At 42.4% G+C, this 22,224-nt stretch carries 20 protein-coding genes; all 20 read left to right on the forward strand.

What is annotated here, in order from left to right:
* Window positions 1-10 precede the first annotated feature (10 nt).
* The 20 genes from codY (at window position 11) to VK097_RS05355 (ending at window position 22,092) form a co-directional block, all read left to right on the forward strand.
* Complete coding sequence (gene codY, locus VK097_RS05260; RefSeq protein ID WP_324210758.1) at window positions 11-790, forward strand: GTP-sensing pleiotropic transcriptional regulator CodY; 780 nt, start codon at window positions 11-13, stop codon at window positions 788-790.
* A 297-nt stretch (window positions 791-1,087) separates the two neighbouring features.
* Window positions 1,088-1,855: a 30S ribosomal protein S2 gene (gene rpsB / locus VK097_RS05265; RefSeq protein WP_324210759.1), complete on the forward strand. Its 768-nt coding sequence runs from the start codon at window positions 1,088-1,090 to the stop codon at window positions 1,853-1,855.
* Window positions 1,856-1,949: 94 nt separating this feature from the next.
* A complete protein-coding gene (gene tsf, locus VK097_RS05270) occupies window positions 1,950-2,834 on the forward strand; it encodes a translation elongation factor Ts (protein WP_324210760.1) in 885 nt (294 codons plus the stop codon).
* A gap of 121 nt (window positions 2,835-2,955) precedes the next feature.
* Entirely contained in the window at window positions 2,956-3,678 is a 723-nt protein-coding gene (gene pyrH, locus VK097_RS05275; protein ID WP_324210761.1) for a UMP kinase, read from the forward strand.
* A gap of 2 nt (window positions 3,679-3,680) precedes the next feature.
* Window positions 3,681-4,238: a ribosome recycling factor gene (frr, locus tag VK097_RS05280; RefSeq protein WP_324210762.1), complete on the forward strand. Its 558-nt coding sequence runs from the start codon at window positions 3,681-3,683 to the stop codon at window positions 4,236-4,238.
* A 291-nt stretch (window positions 4,239-4,529) separates the two neighbouring features.
* Entirely contained in the window at window positions 4,530-5,291 is a 762-nt protein-coding gene (gene uppS, locus VK097_RS05285) for an undecaprenyl pyrophosphate synthase (protein ID WP_324210763.1), read from the forward strand.
* 15 nt (window positions 5,292-5,306) lie between these two features.
* On the forward strand, window positions 5,307-6,101 hold the full coding sequence (locus VK097_RS05290; RefSeq protein ID WP_324210764.1) for a phosphatidate cytidylyltransferase: 795 nt from the start codon (window positions 5,307-5,309) through the stop codon (window positions 6,099-6,101).
* Between the two features lie 89 nt (window positions 6,102-6,190).
* On the forward strand, window positions 6,191-7,450 hold the full coding sequence (gene rseP, locus VK097_RS05295; RefSeq protein WP_324210765.1) for an RIP metalloprotease RseP: 1,260 nt from the start codon (window positions 6,191-6,193) through the stop codon (window positions 7,448-7,450).
* A gap of 263 nt (window positions 7,451-7,713) precedes the next feature.
* Window positions 7,714-12,006, forward strand: coding sequence for a PolC-type DNA polymerase III (locus tag VK097_RS05300; protein ID WP_324210766.1), 4,293 nt, complete (start codon window positions 7,714-7,716; stop codon window positions 12,004-12,006).
* A 330-nt stretch (window positions 12,007-12,336) separates the two neighbouring features.
* Window positions 12,337-12,804 carry a ribosome maturation factor RimP gene (gene rimP, locus VK097_RS05305; protein WP_414672157.1) on the forward strand — a complete coding sequence of 156 codons (468 nt, stop codon included), beginning with the start codon at window positions 12,337-12,339 and terminating at the stop codon, window positions 12,802-12,804.
* Between the two features lie 16 nt (window positions 12,805-12,820).
* Window positions 12,821-13,933, forward strand: a complete 1,113-nt coding sequence (nusA, locus tag VK097_RS05310) for a transcription termination factor NusA (RefSeq protein ID WP_324210767.1) — start codon at window positions 12,821-12,823, stop codon at window positions 13,931-13,933.
* A 102-nt stretch (window positions 13,934-14,035) separates the two neighbouring features.
* Window positions 14,036-14,320, forward strand: a complete 285-nt coding sequence (gene rnpM / locus VK097_RS05315; protein WP_324210768.1) for an RNase P modulator RnpM — start codon at window positions 14,036-14,038, stop codon at window positions 14,318-14,320.
* Entirely contained in the window at window positions 14,310-14,609 is a 300-nt protein-coding gene (locus VK097_RS05320; protein WP_324210769.1) for a L7Ae/L30e/S12e/Gadd45 family ribosomal protein, read from the forward strand. The genes rnpM and VK097_RS05320 overlap by 11 nt, the downstream gene beginning before the upstream one ends.
* Before the next feature lie 20 nt (window positions 14,610-14,629).
* Window positions 14,630-16,783, forward strand: a complete 2,154-nt coding sequence (gene infB, locus VK097_RS05325) for a translation initiation factor IF-2 (protein WP_324210770.1) — start codon at window positions 14,630-14,632, stop codon at window positions 16,781-16,783.
* Window positions 16,780-17,058 carry a DUF503 domain-containing protein gene (locus VK097_RS05330; RefSeq protein ID WP_324210771.1) on the forward strand — a complete coding sequence of 93 codons (279 nt, stop codon included), beginning with the start codon at window positions 16,780-16,782 and terminating at the stop codon, window positions 17,056-17,058. Before infB ends, VK097_RS05330 begins: the two co-directional genes overlap by 4 nt.
* Before the next feature lie 37 nt (window positions 17,059-17,095).
* Window positions 17,096-17,437 carry a 30S ribosome-binding factor RbfA gene (gene rbfA, locus VK097_RS05335; RefSeq protein WP_324210772.1) on the forward strand — a complete coding sequence of 114 codons (342 nt, stop codon included), beginning with the start codon at window positions 17,096-17,098 and terminating at the stop codon, window positions 17,435-17,437.
* 164 nt (window positions 17,438-17,601) lie between these two features.
* Entirely contained in the window at window positions 17,602-18,495 is an 894-nt protein-coding gene (gene truB, locus VK097_RS05340) for a tRNA pseudouridine(55) synthase TruB (RefSeq protein WP_324210773.1), read from the forward strand.
* Between the two features lie 22 nt (window positions 18,496-18,517).
* Window positions 18,518-19,462 (forward strand): riboflavin biosynthesis protein RibF, encoded by a 945-nt coding sequence (ribF, locus tag VK097_RS05345; protein ID WP_324210774.1) that lies wholly within the window; start codon window positions 18,518-18,520, stop codon window positions 19,460-19,462.
* Window positions 19,463-19,594: 132 nt separating this feature from the next.
* Entirely contained in the window at window positions 19,595-19,864 is a 270-nt protein-coding gene (gene rpsO, locus VK097_RS05350) for a 30S ribosomal protein S15 (RefSeq protein ID WP_324210775.1), read from the forward strand.
* A 113-nt stretch (window positions 19,865-19,977) separates the two neighbouring features.
* A complete protein-coding gene (locus tag VK097_RS05355; RefSeq protein ID WP_324210776.1) occupies window positions 19,978-22,092 on the forward strand; it encodes a polyribonucleotide nucleotidyltransferase in 2,115 nt (704 codons plus the stop codon).
* Window positions 22,093-22,224 lie beyond the last annotated feature (132 nt).

The raw sequence follows: 22,224 nt of genomic DNA on the forward strand, positions 1-22,224 counted from the left end.
GAATTTTAGAATGGAACTTTTAGAACGCGCAAGAAAAATTAATGCAATGCTGCAGAAAACAACCGGCAAATCGGTGAACTTTAACGATATGTCTGCAACTCTCAGAGATGTTATCAAAGGCAATGTTTTTATAGTCAGCAGGCGAGGCAAGTTGTTGGGTTATGCAATTAATCAGGAAATTGAAAATGAGCGGATGAAATCAATGCTTGAGGAAAGACAATTTCCTGAAGAGTATACGCATGGATTGTTCAATATCTATGAAACAACCGCGAACCTGAATATCGACAGTCCGTTCACGGCTTTCCCAGTAGAAAACCGCGAATTATTCAAAAATGGTTTGACAACTATTGTCCCGATAATCGGCGGCGGAGAACGCTTGGGTACACTTGTGCTCAGCAGGCTTTCAGACAGTTTCAATGAAGATGATCTGCTGCTTGGTGAATATGGTGCGACTGTTGTCGGTATGGAGATCCTGCATGAAAAAACTGAAGAAATCGAGGTTGAAGCCAGAAGTAAAGCTGTTGTACAAATGGCAATCAGCTCACTTTCTTACAGTGAACTGGAAGCTATCGACCACATCTTTGAAGAGCTGAATGGTCATGAAGGGTTGCTTGTTGCCAGTAAAATAGCCGACAGAGTCGGAATTACCAGATCAGTTATCGTTAACGCCCTAAGAAAACTGGAAAGCGCCGGCGTTATCGAATCCCGTTCACTTGGCATGAAAGGAACATATATCAAAGTGTTAAATGATAAGTTCCTTGTTGAATTGGAAAAACTTCGTTCCAGATAAGTCGATTTAATCTTTTAAAAAAACGGTTATCATCATGATAACCGTTTTTTAAAGCTGTTTTTAGATAGATTTCTTTTAAAGTGCTGATCGCAAAAACAAATAAGAAACCATACAATAATCCTTGATTGGTCATGATTGTTATGATATATTTACTTTTGGTGTAATACTGTGTTCACAATCGGATGTGGACATAAACACACACGCTCAGTTATTTGCATGCTGGGTGCCATTTTAGGGAATGGTCTTTATGCAAAAATGATCTGAAGCGGAGGAAAAAACCATTAGGAGGAATTTTATATGTCAGTAATTTCAATGAAACAATTGCTGGAAGCTGGTGTGCATTTCGGACATCAGACACGCCGTTGGAATCCAAAGATGAAAAAATATATCTTTACTGAACGTAACGGCATTTATATCATTGACCTGCAGAAAACGGTCAAGAAAGTTGATGAAGCGTACAATTATGTAAAAGACATTGCTGCAAATGGCGGCTCGGTTCTTTTCGTAGGTACAAAAAAACAAGCGCAGGATTCTGTTCGCGATGAAGCAACCCGTTCTGGGATGTTTTATGTAAACCAGCGCTGGCTGGGCGGAACGCTGACAAACTTTCAGACGATCCGTAAGCGTATCAACCGCTTGAAAGATATTGAACAGATGGAAGAGGACGGCACTTTCGATGTGCTTCCTAAAAAAGAAGTTGTCGGACTGATGAAGGAAAAAGACCGCCTCGTTAAGTTCCTGGGCGGAATCAAAGAAATGAATAAACTGCCAGATGCTATGTTTGTTATCGACCCGCGCAAAGAGCGTATTGCCATTGCTGAAGCACATAAATTGAACATTCCGATTATCGCTATGGTTGATACAAATTGCGATCCGGATGAAGTTGATTATGTGATTCCTGCAAATGATGACGCCATTCGTGCTGTGAAACTGCTCACTTCCAAAATGGCAGACGCCATTTTGGAAGTAAAACAAGGCGAGGAAACAGAAGAAGTGCAAACAGAAGAAGCACAGCCTGAAGAAGATGAAGCAGTTGCCGCAGAAACTGAAAAAAATAAAGAATAGTAATGCAAAAAAGGACAGGTGATAAGGGGATAGAGCCTTTTATCACCTTTTTTTCAAGGAGATAAATGATTGGATAACCAAAGGAGGAGTCGTTATGGCGATTACGGCGAAATTAGTTAAAGAACTTCGTGAGACAACCGGTGCCGGAATGATGGATTGTAAAAAAGCCCTTCAGGAATCTGACGGTGATATGGATAAGGCAATCGAGTTCCTGCGTGAAAAAGGAATGGCGAAAGCTGCGAAAAAAGCAGATCGAATTGCTGCTGAAGGTTTAGCGCATATTGAAGTTGACGGAAATACAGCAGTGCTGCTGGAAGTCAATTGTGAAACCGACTTTGTCACTAAAAATGATCAGTTCAAGGAATTACTGTCAGAACTTGGCAAGCACATTGTCAAACAAAAACCTGAAACAGTTGAAGAGGCTCTCAACCAGGAACTTCATGGTGATGGCGATACAGTTGAAAAATATATCAACGCAACTGTGGGTAAAATCGGTGAGAAAATTTCACTCCGCCGTTTCTCTTTAATGGATAAAACTGATAATGATGCATTTGGCGCATATCTTCATATGGGTGGTTCAATCGGAGTCCTGGCACTGCTTGAAGGCACTACAGATGAAGAGCTTGCAAAAGATATTGCTATGCATGCTGCTGCGGTAAGCCCGCGCTATGTTTCAAGAGATGAGGTTCCGGAGCAGGAGGTCAACAGTGAACGCGAATTACTGAAGACTCAGGCATTGAACGAAGGAAAGCCGGAGCATATTGTGGAGAAAATGGTCGAGGGCCGTCTCAGCAAGTTCTTCGAAGAGATTTGCCTCCTGGAGCAAAATTTTGTAAAAGACCCGGATCAGAAAGTGGAAAAATATGTATCTGATAAAGGTGCATCAGTTAAAACATTCACCCGTTATGCAGTAGGTGAAGGTATGGAAAAACGGGAGGAAAATTTTGCTGAAGAAGTTATGAACCAAATGAAAAAATAATGAATCAGAACGAAATGGGGAACGCGGTATGGTGGTTCCCTATTTCGCTAATACATGAGAAATAAAGCGACAGAACCCTTGTTGATACTTAAAACACTATATAATCCCGATGGAGGTAATCATGACAACAGCTCGATACCGTAGAATTGTGTTAAAATTAAGTGGTGAAGCATTAAGCGGCGAACAAGGCTATGGAATTGAACCGCAAGTGATCCAATCGGTTGCATCCCAAATAAAAGGGGTTGCTGAATTGGGCGTGGAAGTGGCTGTAGTCGTTGGCGGCGGAAATATCTGGCGCGGCAAAGTCGGGAGTGAAATGGGGATGGATCGTGCGACAGCTGATTACATGGGCATGCTCGCTACCATTATGAATTCCCTTGCGCTTCAGGACAGTCTTGAGAATAACGGGATTCCAACACGTGTTCAAACATCGATTGAAATGCGCCAGGTGGCAGAACCTTATATAAGAAGAAAAGCAATACGCCATCTTGAAAAGAAACGCGTTGTCATTTTTGCTGCAGGAACCGGAAACCCTTATTTTTCAACTGATACAACAGCGGCATTAAGAGCTGCTGAAATTGAAGCTGAAGTCATTCTGATGGCTAAAAACAATGTAGATGGTGTGTATTCCGATGACCCGAAAGTTAATAAGACCGCGGAAAAATATACAGAGATTTCCTATATGAAAATGCTGAATGAAGGCCTTGGAGTTATGGACTCCACCGCATCATCACTTTGTATGGATAATGATATTCAATTAATCGTCTTCTCCATTACAGAAGAAGGCAATATTAAACGTGTCGTTCAAGGCGACCCAATTGGCACAACAATAAAGGGGGACTGACCATGTCCGATCAAATTATTAAAGAAACACGAAGTAAAATGGAACAGGCTGTGCAGGCTTTTTCTAAAAACCTCGCAACAATTCGTGCGGGACGGGCAAATCCGTCAATTCTGGACACCGTTATTGTCGATTATTATGGTGCTGCAACACCGCTAAACCAGCTGGCAACGATTTCTGCACCTGAAGCAAGGCTTCTCGTCATTACACCATTCGACAAATCGTCAGTGAGTAATATTGAAAAAGCGATTCAAAAAGCTGATTTAGGATTATCCCCGTCCAGTGATGGAAATGTAATTCGAATTAATATACCGGCACTGACGGAAGAACGTCGTAAAGAATTGGTGAAAGTTGTTGGTAAATACGCTGAAGAAGCGCGTATACAGGTGAGAAATGTCCGGCGGGAATCCAATGACCAGCTGAAAAAAGCCGAGAAGAATGGTGATCTGACAGAAGATGACCTGAAAAGAGAGCAGGATAATGTTCAAAAAGAAACAGATAAACACATTAATAAAATCGAAGAGTACGTTAAAAACAAAGAAAAAGAAATATTGGAAGTCTAAGGATGAAGATTTAGTCAAATAAGCTGTTGTGGCCCTCTTGTCTAAGAGGGCTTTTGTTTCCACCGGCATAAAAATCGTCCGGATGTAAAGAACTTAAATCCGGAATTCCTTAAAGTATAGGAAAAGCACAGACTTTTGCTGTTAAGCTGGGTTTTTCTTATATTTTAAGGAATTCATCATAAAATTTGCGAATTAAAGTGATATAATGGTAATTCAACATAATAGGATAATAATATCGCGGATTTATTTTCATGATATACAGGCTTCATCAACGATATCGGAGGACAAATTATGCCAATGAAACTTCCCTTTTTTAAAAATAAAAAAACGAAGGTGACAGAAGAGACGGACCTTGATAATATACCGGAACATGTAGCCATTATTATGGACGGAAATGGACGATGGGCAAAAAAACGGGGCCTTCCCCGGATTGCCGGTCATAAAGAAGGCATGGAAGTTGTTAAAAAGGTAGTTAAGACGGCTGTGAACTGCCATGTTAAAGTTCTGACACTATACGCCTTTTCAACAGAAAATTGGCGACGCCCAAAGTCAGAAGTTGATTATCTTTTAGGTTTACCCAAAGAATTTTTACATATTTACTTGCCCGAGCTGATTGATAACAATGTCAAAATTGATACCATTGGCAATTTCGATGTACTTCCGGGTCATACAAAGGAAGCTGTACGCTATGCCAAAGAACAGACAAAAGATAATGATGGATTATTATTAAATTTTGCTTTAAACTATGGTAGTAGATTTGAAATAATACAAGCTATCAGGCAAATTATAACAGACATTGACAGCACAAAGCTTACACTGGATAAACTTGATGAACATACATTTTCAGAATACCTCTATACGACCGGATTATCGGATCCGGATTTATTAATCCGGACGAGCGGTGAACAGCGGTTAAGCAATTTTTTGCTGTGGCAGCTCGCCTATTCCGAATTTTGGTTTACAGAAGTGCTTTGGCCCGATTTTTCGGATGAGATGTTTAAGGAGGCACTGCATGACTACCAGCAGAGGAAACGGCGCTATGGAGGTGTATAAGGTGTTGAACGAGCTATGAAAGAGCGAACCATAACAGCATTATTGGCATTTCTTATATTTATTCCTGCGGTTGTGATAGGCGGCATTATTTTTCAATTATTAGTTTACTTGCTGGCATCGATAGCATTGTTTGAATTGATCCGTATGCGCCAAATCAGTCATTACTATACTCCTGCCATTTTTGCGCTTCTGTCTTTATGGCTGCTGATGCTTCCTGATTCTTCGCATTTTTTGCTTGGATTCGAAAAAATTGAAGTGTTTATGATTTTTGTTTTATTCCTGTTGTCATATACCGTAATGGCAAAGAATAAGTTTACATTTGATGATGCCGGTTTTGTCTTGTTGGCAATAACGTATGTCGGAATGGGCTTCTTTTACCTGCTCGAAACAAGAGACGGCAGTGCTCCAGCCGGCTTAGCAAACATTTTTTATGTATTGGTTGTGATTTGGGCGACGGATACGGGTGCATATTTTTGCGGGCGTGCGTTTGGCAAGCATAAATTATGGCCGGAAATAAGCCCGAACAAAACAATCGAAGGGGCTCTTGGCGGAATTGTACTGGCTGTCGTTATTGGCATGATTTTTCATATCGCCTTTCCGTTTCCATATGATATGATAATTGTAATAGCAGTTTCAGTTCTGGTGTCAATTGCCGGCCAGATAGGCGATTTGGTTGAATCGGCTTTTAAACGCCATTATGGAGTTAAAGACTCAGGGAACTTGCTGCCGGGCCATGGCGGTATCCTTGATCGGCTGGACAGTCTTTTATTCGCGTTGCCGCTTTTGCATTTCATCAATTTTTTTACGTAATACCGATGTCAAAGAATAGGATGGAATAGCCCGGAAGATAATAGTTTGTATCATAAATAACCTTTATCATATAAAGGACGGTGCTTCGTTTGACCACAGTTATAGCTTTTATATTCATGTTTGGACTGCTTGTGTTTATCCATGAATTCGGTCATTTAATTTTTGCAAAAAGGGCAGGAATGCTGGCGCGTGAGTTTGCAATTGGTTTTGGCCCAAAGGTTTTTGCCTTTACTAAAAATGAAACGGTCTATACAATCCGCCTGCTGCCAATTGGCGGTTATGTGAGGGTAGCAGGTGAGGATCCGGAAATCATTGAATTGAAACCCGGTCAGCATATTGGTCTGGAATTTAATGATGAAGGCAAAGTAAATAAAATCATTGTTAATCATAAATCGAAACATCCCAATGCGCGTATTATTGAGGTTGAACATGCGGATTTGGATCATGAGCTGCTCATTCAAGGGTATGAACCCGATGAGGAAGATGAGAAGTTAAGCTTTCAGGTAGATCGCAAAGCATTCTTTGTGATGGATGAAGAAGAAACACAAATCGCCCCATTTGACCGGCAATTTGCTTCTAAAAGTGTCGGCAAACGTGGAATGCAATTATTCGCAGGTCCATTGATGAACTTTGTGCTGGCGATTGTTATATTCATTATCGTCGGATTGGTTCAGGGGGTGCCGGTTGACGAGGCAAAAATAGCCAGTGTACAGTCTGACAGCCCTGCAGAAGAAGCAGGCATCCAGGTTGGTGATGAAGTTGTGCAAATAAATGGAAACGCCATTTCAACCTGGGAGGGGTTTACCGATATTGTTGAAAATAACCCGGGCGAAGAACTTACCATGACAGTACAGCGTGACGATGGTACAGAGATGTTGACCATAACACCCGCCAAAATTGAGGGGCAAGGTATCACAATCGGACAGGTAGGGGTCCGGCAGGCATCAGAAAAATCATTCATCAGATCGTTTCCGTACGGGTTTGAACGGGCGTATGAAACGACAACTTTGATTCTTACTAACCTGACTATGCTGATAACCGGGCAATTACCCATTGATGTTCTATCCGGTCCTGTAGGAATCTATGATGCAACAGATCAGGTTGTCCAATCCGGTTTTATGACGTTTTTGATGTGGACCGCGATATTGAGTGTTAACTTGGGGATTGTCAACTTAGTGCCGCTTCCGGCACTTGACGGTGGACGACTGCTGTTTGTAGGTATTGAAGCAGTTCGCGGAAAGCCGATTGATCCGCAAAAAGAAGGGATCGTCCATTTCGTCGGTTTCGCGTTGCTGATGCTGCTGATGATTGTTGTCACATGGAATGACATTCAGCGTTTATTCTTGTAAGCTGGAAAGATTGGAAGATTGGCGTCATAAGGTGAAATCGATAATAGGAATCGCTTAAACTTAAGGTAAAACCCTTGTCTATCTTTCTGGCAGGGGTTTTCCATCATTATCCCGCATATAACGGATAGTCATCCGCCAAAGAACACCGGCTGATTATCCGTATATGTCCGATTCTGTTCAACTAATATTCAGCGGGGAAAAACCACCCACTGAATGAAGTTTCACTTTATTGTCGGGGGCTAACAATATCAGGAGGAACTATGATGGATATTTCAAAAAAAGAGAAAATGAATTTGCTGCTGGAACAAATGGGAATTTCCGGGGAGCAGACGGATGCTCACTTTAAAGATAGTCAATTGGTTAAACTGGAAGTACATAAGCAATCAAAAACGTGGCATTTTCATATTCGCCTTAACCAGCTGCTGCCAACAGAAATATATGCACTGCTATCTGCCAAATTACAGGAAACGTTTCAGCAATTTGCGCAGATTGAATGGACATTGTACACAGACAACAAGGAGTGTGCTGAAGAAACCGTAATAGCTTACTGGCAGCATTTCCTTCAGTCAGTATCCATTTTATCACCAGCGTATAAAGATCTTGTTTTTGATCAGGTTCCAGGTGTTAACAATAATAAGATTATGTTAACTGCAAGGAATGAAGCTGAAGGCAATGCGCTTAAAAAACGTCTCGAAAAACCATTTCAGGATTTTTGCCATAAAATCGGAGCATCGCTGTTTTCACTGGAAATAGAAGTTAAAAATGAAGCTGGCGAACTGAAAAAGTTCAGGGAGCAAAAAGCGTTGGAAGATCAGGAACTGGTTTTGAAAACCATGCAGCAAAAAGAAAAACGTGATCATGACCGTCAGCAGGCTGAACAAAACAAGCCGGTCATGCTTGGTTATAAAATTCAGGATGAACCAATGCCGATGGAAGAGATCCAGGATGAGGAACGGCGTGTAACGGTACAAGGCTATGTTTTTTCATCTGAAATTCGCCAGCTGCGTTCCGGACGGAGCTTATTAATTGTAAAAGCAACTGACTACACAGATTCATTGCAAATTAAAATGTTTTCCAAAGGTGACGACGATGCTCACGTTTTTGAACAGTTGAAGGAAGGTATGTGGATTAAGGCAAGAGGCAGTATTCAGACGGACATGTACACAAATGAACTAGCCATGATGGCCAATGATATACACGAGGTCAAGGTAGCGATACGCATGGACGATGCTCCTGATGACGAAAAACGCATCGAATTTCATGCCCACACAACAATGAGCCAGCTGGATGCTGTTGTTTCGCCATCAGCACTCATTGGGCAAGCGGCAAGCTGGGGGCATAAAGCAATCGCAATCACCGACCATGGCGGTGTCCAGGGATTTCCTGAGGCTCATGCTGCCGGTGAGAAGCATGGTCTTAAAGTTATATATGGCGTTGAGGCCAATTTAGTTGATGACGGGGTGCCGATTGCCTATAACGAGAGTGATGTTGGTTTGGCTGAGGGCACATACGTCGTGTTTGACGTCGAAACAACAGGACTTTCTGCCGTTTATGATACAATTATTGAACTTGCTGGCGTAAAAATTCATCAGGGAGAGGTGGTTGATCGATTTGAGTCATTCGCCAACCCACACCAGCCGCTGTCACAAACGACAATAGATCTGACCGGGATTACGGAAGATATGGTCAAAGATGCGCCCGAAATTGATGATGTTTTAAAAGATTTTCATGAGTGGATGGATGATAGCATCCTGGTGGCACATAATGCGAGTTTTGACATCGGTTTTTTAAACCAGGGATTTCAAAGGGTTGACTATGCTAAAGTAGCTAACCCTGTTATCGATACACTGGAACTTTCACGCTTTTTATATCCGGAATTGAAGAATCACCGGCTGAATACGATGTGCAAGCATTTGGATATCGAACTGACCCAGCATCACCGCGCAATCTATGATGCAGAGGCTACTGGTTATTTATTATGGAAACTTGTACAAGGTTTACTTGAAAAAGAAATTGTCAGCCATAATCAATTAAACAATCATATGGGTGAAGGAGATGCTTATAAACGCTCGCGCCCATCACATTGCACATTGATTGCTCGTACACAGGAAGGTATGAAAAACCTTTATAAGCTGGTTTCTTATGCGCATGTTAATTACTTCTACCGGGTGCCCCGGATTCCAAGATCACTTCTGCAAAAACACCGGAATGGGATTCTTGTCGGAACGGCCTGTGACCAGGGCGAAGTTTTTGAGACAATGATGCAGAAATCGACGGATGAAGCTGAAAAAGCAGCCGAATTCTATGATTATATTGAAGTTCAGCCGCCTTCCAACTATGCTCACTTAATTGAGAAGGAACTTGTTCAGAATGAGTCACAGATTCTGGATATCATTTCAAAACTGACCGAGATGGGTGAACGTATGAATAAACCTGTTCTGGCAACAGGAAATGTTCATCATCTCGAAGAACATGATAAAATCTACCGGCAAATTCTGATTGCATCACAGGCTGGTAATCCATTAAACAGGCAAACACTTCCAGATACATCATTTCGGACAACCAGTGAAATGATTGATCGTTTTGGTTTTCTTGGAAAAGATAAAGCAAAGGAAATCGTAGTTAATAACACGAAGGCTTTGGCGGATGAAATTGAAGGGGTATCCCCGGTTAAGGATGGTCTGTTTACACCGACAATCGAAGGTGCCGAACAGGAAATGCGTGACCTTTGTTACAATCGCGCCAGAGAGATTTATGGTGAACCGGTTCCGGAAATCGTAACGGACAGGCTTGAAAAGGAGCTCTCCAGCATTATAGGACATGGTTTTTCGGTTATTTACCTGATTTCTCATAAACTGGTTAAAAAGTCACTTGATGATGGATATCTGGTTGGTTCCCGCGGATCGGTCGGCTCTTCCCTTGTAGCCACCATGTCGGAAATAACCGAAGTCAATCCATTGCCGCCGCATTATGTCTGTACTGATTGTCACTATCACGAGTTTATAACAGATGGATCTATCGGCAGCGGTTTTGATTTAAAAGATAAGGAATGTCCGGACTGCGGCAAGCCGTTAACAAAAGACGGGCATGATATTCCATTTGAGACGTTCCTTGGTTTCAAAGGTGATAAAGTGCCGGATATTGATTTGAATTTCTCGGGAGAATATCAGCCGAGGGCTCATAACTACACAAAGGTCCTGTTTGGCGAAGAGAAAGTGTTTCGTGCCGGAACGATCGGCACCATCGCAGAAAAAACGGCTTATGGATATGTGAAAGGCTATGCCTCAGACAAACAGCTTGTCTATAAAAATGCGGAAATCGATCGCCTTGTGCAAGGCTGTACGGGTGTGAAACGAACAACCGGCCAGCACCCGGGCGGGATCATAGTTGTCCCTGAGGATAAGGAGATTTTTGATTTCACACCGATTCAATATCCGGCTGATGACCGGAAAAGTGAATGGCAGACGACTCATTTTGATTTCCATTCGATTGATGATAATCTGCTGAAGCTGGACATACTCGGACATGATGATCCGACTGTGATCCGGATGCTGCAGGATTTAAGCGGGATCGATCCCAAAACAATCCCGACCGATGATGATGAAGTCATGAAGATATTTTCCGGTCCGGAATCATTGGGTATTACGCCTGAACAAATCAATTGCAAGACAGGCACATTGGGTGTACCGGAGTTTGGCACGAGATTTGTAAGACAAATGCTCGAGGATACGAAACCGGATACCTTTGCTGAACTCGTTATTATATCGGGCTTATCCCATGGCACTGACGTGTGGCTGGGTAATGCGGAAGAGCTGATTAATGAAGGTATTTGTGAATTGCCGGATGTTATTGGCTGTCGTGATGACATTATGGTGTATTTGCTTCACAAAGGGCTGGAGCCGTCACTTGCCTTTACGATTATGGAATATGTGCGTAAAGGCAGAGGACTGAAGGACGAATGGATCGAGGAAATGAAAAAGCATGGTGTACCGGATTGGTATATTGAATCATGCAAAAAGATTAAATACATGTTCCCGAAAGCCCATGCTGCCGCCTATGTTCTAATGGCCGTACGAATCGCCTATTTTAAAGTGCACTACCCAATTTATTTCTATGCAGCTTACTTTTCAGTCCGGGCAGGTGATTTTGAACTGGACACGATGATTCAGGGGTCCAGTGCCATCAGACAGCGGATTGAAGCTATTATGAATAAAGGTATTGATGCTTCGCCAAAAGAAAAAAGTCTGCTCACTGTCCTGGAAGTAGCGCTGGAAATGTGTGAACGGGGCTATTCGTTCCAGAAGGTTGATTTATACCGGTCAAAAGCTTCTGAATTTATCGTGGACGGTGCTTCATTGATCCCGCCTTTTGATGCAGTGGACGGTCTCGGCACGAACGCTGCGATTAATGTCGTTAAAGCACGTGAAGATGGTGAGTTCTTGTCAAAAGAGGATCTTCGACAGCGCAGCAAAATTTCCAAAACAGTTTTGGAATACCTCGATAATCATGGCTGTTTAGAGGGGATGGCTGAAAAAAATCAGTTATCTTTGTTTTGATTGAAATTACCCAACGAGGCAAAAATGTTCGTGATATGATTAAAGGATATGAAATCTGCGTCACTTGAAAACACAGCTCACTCCGCCAATATAACAACTTCTTGCAACATAAGGTGCAATATGATATAGTTCTATTGGTAAGCAATGGTACGAACGATTGAAGGAGTGGGATTTCCCGCTCCTTCTTCATACTTGAATCATTTCACATGTCTTCCCTTGCCACCTCATTCGGCAGGGGTTTTATATTAATAGAAGGACCATACACAAATGAAATGGAGTACGATGGTTCATACTAAGCAGTAATGACAATTGAATAAAGGAGGATATGTGTTGAGCGAAATAGTGAAAACGACAGAGAAATTAGTTGAACCGATATTGGAAGAAAGAGGGTTGGACTTAGTAGACGTTGAATATGTGAAAGAGGGAAAAAATTGGTTTCTGCGGGTTTATATCGATAAGGAAGGCGGTGTCGATATTGATGAATGCGGCATCGTGTCAGAGCAGCTGGGTGAGAAGCTTGACGAGAGAGACCCGATCAATGGCGCCTATTTTTTGGAAGTATCATCACCCGGCGTCGAGCGTCCTCTGAAATCCAAAGCTGATTTTGAGAAAAACGTGGGCAGCAATGTTTATATAAAGCTGTATGAGCCAATAAATGGCGAGAAAGAATATGAAGGAATATTAACGGAATTTACTGATGAAACAGCAATTGTTGTTTATAGAGTAAAGACCCGTGAAAAACAGGCAGAAATACCATACGAAAAAATAGCTAAAGCCAGATTAGCTGTATCATTGTAAAGGGGGAAACGAAAAAGTGAACAATCAGTTGTTTGATGCGATTGATTATTTGGAAAAAGAAAAAGGAATTGACAAGGATGTCCTGATGGAGGCATTGGAAGCGGCCTTGATCTCTGCCTATAAGAAGAACTTCAAATCTGCAGCGAACGTTCGCGTGGATATTGATGAAGAATCTGCAACAATGCGTGTATTTTCCCGAAAAACAGTTGCGGAAGAAGTTGAAAACAACTTGGAAGAGATATCGCTCGAGGAAGCAAGAGAAATCGATCCCAACTATGATGCAGAAGATGTTATTGAAGTCGAAGTGACACCAAGAGATTTCGGACGTATTGCTGCTCAGGCAGCAAAGCAAGTTGTCACCCAACGTGTGAGGGAAGCAGAACGAGGTGTCATCTTCAGTGAATATGTTGACCGTGAAGAGGATATCATGACAGGTATTATTTCCCGGAAAGACTCGCGATTCGTTTACGTAAACCTTGGGAAAATTGAAGCAAAACTTGCTGAATCCGAACAGATGCCTGCCGAGGACTACTATGTGCATGACCGGCTGAAAGTGTTTGTCAATAAAGTGGAAAACACAAGCAAGGGTCCGCAAATTTATATCTCACGCTCTCACCCGGGGTTATTGAAACGTCTGTTTGAAATGGAAGTGCCGGAAATTTATGATGGTACTGTAGAAATCAGATCTGTAGCGCGTGAAGCAGGGGATCGTTCCAAAATATCGGTCCATGCAGATGATCCTGAAATCGATGCTGTCGGTTCCTGTGTCGGACAAAAAGGACAGCGTATTCAAGTAATCGTTGATGAATTGAAAGGTGAAAAAATTGATGTTGTCGAATGGTCAGAGGACCCGGTTGTGTATGTTTCCAATGCATTAAGCCCGTCAAAGGTGGTTGATGTACTGGTCGATGAAGCTGATAAGGCAACAACCGTCATTGTCCCGGATTATCAGTTATCACTGGCAATCGGTAAACGCGGACAAAATGCCCGCCTGGCTGCTAAATTAACAGGGTGGAAAATTGATATAAAAAGTGAGTCACAAGCCCGTGAAGAAGGACTTTTAATTGACGGTAATGAAGAAGAACCGGACGATGATTCTTATTCTGACGATAACGAAGACTTGTTTTGACTTCAGAGACTATAAATCATGGCATGCCTTATCAGAAAAACTTTGTGCTCAATGTGAATCGGTGCGAATACGGGGTTTTTCTAAGAGTAGGAGGGTAGTCCGATGGCTAGGAAGAAGCGGAAAATACCGCAACGGAAGTGTGTTGTAACAAATGAGATGAAGCCCAAAAAAGAGTTGATCCGCATCGTCCGTAATAAGGAAGGCGAGGTTTTTGTGGATCCCACCGGCAAAAAAAACGGGCGCGGTGCCTATGTTTCAAATGATCTGGCGGTTATTGAAAAGGCTGAAACAACCGGCATTTTAAACCGGCAGCTGAATACGGAAATCGAATCATCGATTTATGAAGAATTAAAAGAGTTCGTTAAAGGGAATGCAGATGAAGGATAATTATTTAAATCTGATAGGTCTGGCCTACCGAGCCAGGAAGTGTTCGCTGGGGGAGGAAACGATTGTAAAAGATATTCAGCAAAGAAAAGCGAAACTTGTATTGCTGGCAAATGATGCCGGACCCCGTACACGAAAAAAAATCATTAACAAATGTAAAACCTATGAAGTGCCATTTGAAATAGTTGATGATAGAGAAACTCTATCGAATGCTATCGGAAAACCCCAAAGAGTAGCTGTAGCTATTTTGGATTCAGGATTTGCTGCCAAAATCAACTCGCTGCTGGGGTAATCAATCTTGGGGGTGGACATATGAGCAAAATGCGTATATATCAATATGCGAAGCAAAATAATACAACAAGCAAAGAAGTCATTCAGCATTTAAAAGATTTAAATATTGATGTAAAAAATCACATGTCGACGGTTTCAATCGAAACAATTGTGAAATTGGATGAAAAGTTTGCACCAAAACAGCCTGTTAAAAATGAAAAGTCCAACGATAATCAGCAAAACCAAAATAAACCCAATCAATCGAAGACAAATTCCAATAATCAGGGAACGAAAGATAGGCCAAGCGGAAAACGGCATGATCAGAATCAACGCAAAAAAGGGCAACAGCAAAACAAAAGTAAGAAGCATAAAAATAACACGAATAAACGTAATTACAAGAAATCTGCATCCAAACCACAGCAACAAAAACCGGTCAAAGAAACACCGGCCAAAATTATTTATAGTGATACATTGACTGTATCTGATTTAGCAGGAAAATTAAACAAAGGTACGTCAGAAATTATTAAAAAACTAATGTTCCTGGGTGTCATGGCTAACAAAAATCAGGATTTGGATGACGATACTGTCGAACTATTGTGCGAAGAGTTCGGTGTTGAAGTTGAAAAAGAGATTATTTTGGAAGATACTGATTTTGATAAGTATCTTCAGGAAGATGATCCGTCTGATTTGGAGGAACGCCCGGCCGTTGTCACAATCATGGGTCACGTTGACCACGGTAAAACAACATTGCTGGATGCCATTCGCCATACAAAAGTGACTGAAGGTGAAGCAGGCGGCATTACGCAGCATATTGGTGCCTACCAGGTTGAAAATGACGGCAAGAAAATAACATTTCTTGATACCCCCGGCCACGCTGCCTTCACGAGTATGCGTTCCCGCGGTGCTCAAGTGACAGATATTGCTGTATTAGTGGTTGCTGCAGACGATGGTGTTATGCCGCAGACTGTGGAAGCCATTAATCACGCAAAAGCAGCTGAAGTACCGATTATCGTAGCTGTTAACAAAATGGATAAAGAAGGATCTAATCCTGACCGTGTCATGCAGGAACTGACGAATTATGAACTGATCCCTGAAGACTGGGGAGGCAAGACGATCTTCGTTAACTTGTCTGCTTTTAAACGGGAAGGTATCGATGATCTTCTGGAGATGCTTGTTCTTGTATCAGAAATGGAAGAACTAAAAGCCAATCCGAAGGCCGATGCGTTTGGTACGGTTATCGAAGCCCAGCTTGATAAGGGCAAAGGCCCTGTTGCGACCCTGCTTATTCAGAACGGTAAATTGCACGTCAGTGATTCAGTCGTTGTCGGTAATACATTTGGCCGTGTACGTGCAATGGTTAACGATGAAGGAAGACGTGTTAAAGAAGCAGACCCATCGACCCCTGTTGAAATAACCGGGTTAAACGGCGTACCACAAGCCGGAGACCAATTCCTTGTATTTAAAGATGAGAAAAAAGCGCGTCAGGTCGGTGAAGCGCGCCAGGAAAAACACATTAGGGAGAATCGGTCAGAATCAACGAAAGTAAGCCTTGATGATTTATTTGAGCAAATTAAGCAGGGTGAAATGAAAGAAATCAATGTTGTCATTAAAGCCGATGTCCAGGGGTCTGCCGAAGCGATGGCATCATCGCTTGAGAAAATAGACGTTGAAGGTGTCAATATCAGGATAATTCACACCGGTGTCGGCGCGATTAAGGAATCAGATATCATTTTAGCATCAGCATCTAATGCCATTGTGATAGGGTTTAATGTGCGGCCGGATGCCAATGCGAAAAAAGCCGCTGAATCCGAAAAAGTCGATGTGCGGCTGCACCGTGTCATTTACAAAGCGATTGAAGAAATCGAGTCAGCCATGAAAGGTATGCTCGACCCCGAATATGCAGAGAAAGTGATTGGTCAGGCAGAAGTCCGTGAAACGTTCAAAGTATCCAAAATCGGAACAATTGCCGGCAGTTATGTAACCGACGGCAAAATCACCCGTGATTCCGGTGTGCGTCTGATCCGTGACGGTGTCGTTCAATTAGAAGGTGAGATTGACACATTAAAGCGTTACAAAGATGATGTCAAAGAAGTTGCACAAAACTACGAATGCGGGATAACGATCAAAAACTTTAATGATATTAAAGAAGGCGATATTCTTGAAGCATTCGTTATGGAAGAAATTGAACGGACATGATTATTTACGCCGAAGTGGAATGCATGCTGTATGAAGGTCGTTCTCTCAAACAAAAACGTTCCATCATAAAACGTGTCACTGCTAAATTGCGGAACGAATTAAATGTCGCTGTCACAGAATTGGATTACCATGATTTGTGGCAGCGGACAAAGCTCGGCATTGTCACATTGTCCAATGAAAAAATTCACGCTGAGCAGGTAATTCAGGCGGCATTAAAAATCATTGACATCTATACAGAGTTTGAACGTACAACCACGGATGTGGAATTTCTTTAGCCTGGAGAAGACGGTCGATATAATGAGGTGATGCAAAATGAGTAACATTCGTGCAAATCGGGTTGCAGAACAGATAAAAAAAGAATTGGGCGAGCTTATCGGGCAAAAAATCAAAGACCCGCGTGTCGGATTTGTCACCGTTACAGATGTCGAAGTGACCGGTGACCTGCAGCAGGCCAAAATATTTATTTCAGTTCTTGGCAGTGAAGACGAAAAACATGAAACGCTTGTCGGTCTTGCTAAAGCAAAAGGCTTTATCCGCTCGGAAATTGGCAAGCGGATTAGGCTGAGGAAAACTCCGGAAATAACATTTGAATTTGATGAGTCCTTAGAACACGGCAATCGTATTGAGGAAATACTGCGTGATTTAAATAAATGAAATCTTATGAAACACCGGTTGATCTGACTTGTTAAAGGGTCAGATCTTTCCTTGGCAGTTAAGAAAGTATTGGATAAAGGATTAAATACGAAGGCTTTCACGGGAAAATCCGATGAAAGCCGTGTTTTTCCACATGTTTTCAGAAAGAGGCTGGAGCTGATAGTATGAATGGTATTTTACCCTTATGGAAACCAAAAGGAATGACTTCACATGATTGTGTCCTGAAAATACGCAAATTATTTCGCCTAAAAAAAGTTGGTCATACAGGGACACTTGATCCTGAAGTTGAGGGTGTTTTGCCTGTATGTATTGGCCAGGCCACTAAAATTGTCCCTTTCCTGGCTCATACCAAAAAAAACTACATAACTGCGGTAAAACTCGGAATATCGACCGAAACTGAAGACAGCCATGGTCAAGTGGTCGAAACCAAAGAGATTATATATCCTCCATCTCAACAGGAAATCGAAAACGTGTTACAATCATTTAGGGGGAAAATAACGCAAATCCCCCCTATGTACTCGGCTGTGAAAGTTGATGGAAAAAAATTGTACGAGTATGCTAGGGAAAATGAGTACGTTGAACGTCCTGAACGCAACGTTTTCATCTACAAGCTTGAGCAGTTGAAGTATGACGGTAACGACCGTTTTTGGCTGAAAGTGGAATGCTCAAGAGGCACCTATATCCGAACACTTTGTGTCGATATCGGTAGCCGTCTTGGCTACCCTGCACATATGTCTGAATTGCACAGAACAGGGACTGGTGCAATCAATAAAGAGGATACTTTTACGTTCAACGACATTGAGCAAGCAGTCAAGGCAGAAAGACACGAAGATTTACTGCTGTCAATCGGAAGCTGTCTGACACATATGCAGCATATTGATGTGGACAAGGATACACGAAAACGGGTTCTGTATGGACAAAAATTGCCTAAGCCTGAGCAGGCTCCTGAAACTGATCCCTTTCTCGTTATGTTCGATAAACAAGTTTTAGCAGTTTATCAGACGCATCCGGATAATAATAATGTTATGAAGCCGGTGCGTGTATTTAATCATGAATAATAAAAAGTGCAGGTGACGTAATTTGCGGACAATCAGATTAGCCTACCCTCATACATTAATATTGGATGAATTACCTGAAACAGCTGCTGCTATCGGATTTTTTGATGGGATTCACAAGGGTCATCAAGAGGTGATAAAGACTGCGGTAAATGAAGCAAAGTCTAAAGGCATGGAAAGTGCTGTTATCACATTCCATCCGCATCCGTCCGTGGTACTGAAAAAAGATGTCGAGCATATACAATACATTACACCATTAAGGGAAAAACAGGAGATACTGCAGCAATTGGACGTGGACCGGCTCTATATCATCACTTTTAATAAAGAATTATCATCACTTGAGCCGCAAGCATTCATCGACCATTTTATTATTAATCTAAACATTAAATCCCTTGTGGCCGGTTTTGACTTTTCCTATGGGCACAAAGGTAAAGGGAACATGCAGACAATCCAAGAACATTCGCGGGGCTTATTTGACTATACGATGATTGATCAGGTTCAATCCGGAAATCAAAAAATAAGTTCTACAAGGATCAGGGAACTGCTGAACTCCGGTCAGGTTGAAAAAGCCAATAAATTATTGAATAGACCGCTGGTTGTCCGGGGGACCGTAAAAGAAGGCGATAAACGCGGCAGAGAAATCGGATTTCCGACAGCCAATTTAGAAGTGGATCCTGAAGCACTGCTGCCAAAAATCGGGGTCTATGCTGTCAAAGTCTGTTTTAAGAATGAAGTGTATGAGGGAATGGCGAGCCTTGGCTATAACCCGACGTTTACAACAGATCGGGACGAGCCCATTATTGAGGTTAATATATTTGACTATAATAATGAGTTATATGGTGAGGAGCTTGTCCTGGAATGGCATCGCTATATCCGGGAGGAGCTCAAATTTGACAGTGCTGAAGAATTAATCAGACAAATTGAGGAAGACGAGAAACGTATCAGAGATTATTTCTATTCGGGATTGTAAAATTACTTGCTTCCTCTTGCATTTTTGTTGAAAAAGATGTACCCTTAAATACATAAACCATCGCTTGGCAAATCGTAACTCCGGCGATTGCTAGGGGATTGGGGATATGAATAACTAATGGAGGTGAGCCGATTGGCTATCACAAAAGAACGTAAGAATGAAATTATCAGTGAATATAAGGTGCATGATAATGATACTGGATCTCCGGAAGTACAGATTGCTGTAATGACTGAAGAGATCACTAAATTAAACGAGCATTTACGCGTTCACACGAAAGACCATCATTCAAGGCGGGGGCTTTTGAAAATGGTAGGAAGGCGCCGTCACTTGCTGAACTACCTGCGAAACAAAGACGTTACACGCTATCGTGAACTTATTAAAAAACTTGGTATACGCCGATAAGGAAAAGCAGGAGAAATCCTGCTTTTTTCTTCGTGTACACATAAAATTTACATTTACGCTCATTAACTATAAAATGAAACCAGTAAGTGTTTTAGAAGGGAGTTTTATTACGAATGACACAAGAGAAAAAAGAGTTCTCCACGGAAATAGCCGGCAGGACATTTACAGTTGAAACAGGAGAACTTGCAAAACAGGCAAACGGGGCATGTATGATCCGTTATGGCGATACCTCTGTATTGTCAGTGGCAACCGCTTCCAGCGAACCGAAAGACCTCCCGTTTTTTCCGCTGACTGTTAACTATGAGGAGCGGTTGTATGCGGTAGGAAAAATTCCGGGCGGCTTTATTAAACGGGAAGGCCGACCAAGTGAAAAAGCCACATTAACCTCTCGTCTGATTGACCGCCCGATTCGTCCGCTGTTCCCTGATGGGTACCGAAATGAAGTACAGGTGATCAGTACGGTGATGAGTGTCGATCAGGACTGCTCCACTGAAATTGCAGCAATGGTTGGTTCGTCAATTGCACTTTCCATATCGAATATTCCGTTTTCGGAACCGATTGCAGGTGTTCATGTCGGACGCGTCGATGGCGAATTCGTTATCAATCCGACTGTCGCGCAAGAGGAGAAAAGTGATATTGATCTGACTGTTGCCGGAACAAAAAGTGCGGTCAACATGGTCGAGGCAGGCGCTGATGAAGTTCCTGAAGATATTATGCTTGAGGCAATTATGTTCGGGCACCAGGAAATTATCCGTCTGATTGAATTTCAGGAAACAATTATTGAAGCAGTTGGAGTCCAGAAACGGGAATTCAATGCTGAGACTGCTGATGATGAACTGATTGTCAAACTTGAGGAACAGGCCAGAGGCAAATTGCTTGAAGCAATCCAGACCAAGGACAAAAAAGAACGGGAAGAAGCGATCAGCCAAACAAAAGATGACATTCTTGCATCCTTCGAAGAGGAAGGAGAAGATGTCATCAATCAGGTTAAGTCCATTATGGATGACATGGTCAAAGAAGAAGTCCGCCGGCTGATCACAAAAGAAAAGATCCGTCCTGACGGGCGCAAAAACGATGAGCTTCGTCCATTATCATCAAGAGTCGGTATTTTGCCGAGAACACACGGATCAGGTCTGTTCACGCGTGGCCAAACCCAGGCATTGAGCGTCTGTACACTGGGAGCATTAGGAGACGTTCAAATATTGGACGGGCTTGACCTGGAGGAATCCAAGCGGTTTATGCACCATTACAACTTCCCTCAATACAGTGTCGGTGAAACAGGTCCCATCAGAGGACCGGGACGCAGGGAAATCGGTCACGGGGCATTGGGCGAACGTGCCCTTGAAAAAGTCATTCCGTCTGAAAAAGACTTTCCATATACGATCAGGCTTGTATCCGAGGTATTGGAATCAAATGGTTCAACTTCACAGGCAAGTATCTGCGGCAGTACACTGGCAATGATGGATGCGGGTGTTCCGATAAAAGCACCGGTTGCCGGTATCGCAATGGGCCTAGTCAAATCGGGTGATGACTACACGATCTTAACCGATATACAGGGTATGGAAGATGCACTTGGAGACATGGACTTTAAAGTGGCCGGAACCGAGCAAGGCGTAACCGCACTGCAAATGGACATTAAGATTGAAGGCTTGTCCAAAGACATTCTGAAAGAAGCATTGTCACAGGCTAAGAATGGCCGGATGCAGATTCTTGAATCAATGCTCGCAACGATTAAGGAACCAAGGTCCGAACTGTCACAATATGCTCCTAAAATTTTAACGATGCATATCAGCCCGGATAAAATTCGTGATGTCATCGGACCAAGCGGAAAGCAGATTAACCAAATCATTGATGATACAGGCGTTAAAATTGATATCGAACAGGATGGCAGTGTCTTTATTTCCTCTTCTGATGCGGAAATGAACCAGAAGGCAAAACAGATCATTGAAGACCTTATCCGAGAAGTGGAAGCAGGCCAAATCTACCTGGGAACCGTTAAACGGATTGAAAAATTCGGAGCATTTGTTGAACTGTTTAAAGGAAAGGATGGCTTGGTCCATATATCTGAATTACAGGAAGAACGAACGAAAAAAGTGGAAGATGCAGTGTCCATCGGTGATCAAATCATGGTTAAAGTCAAAGAAATTGATAACCAGGGACGCGTGAATCTTTCACGAAAAGCGGTATTAAAAGAAGAACGGGAAAAGCGTGAAAAGCAACAATCATAGTTACTGAAATAAGAAGCTGGAGAACCAGTTTCTTTTTTATGCCGGAAAGAAGAAGTGACGATGTGAAAATTGCCGTCCGATTCCGGAGTTAATGCTGCGGTGCTCTCGAGCACTGCCGCTTTTGAATTTTCA

It is taken from the genome of Lentibacillus sp. (genome assembly GCF_035301675.1).
Classification (GTDB): domain Bacteria; phylum Bacillota; class Bacilli; order Bacillales; family Amphibacillaceae; genus Lentibacillus.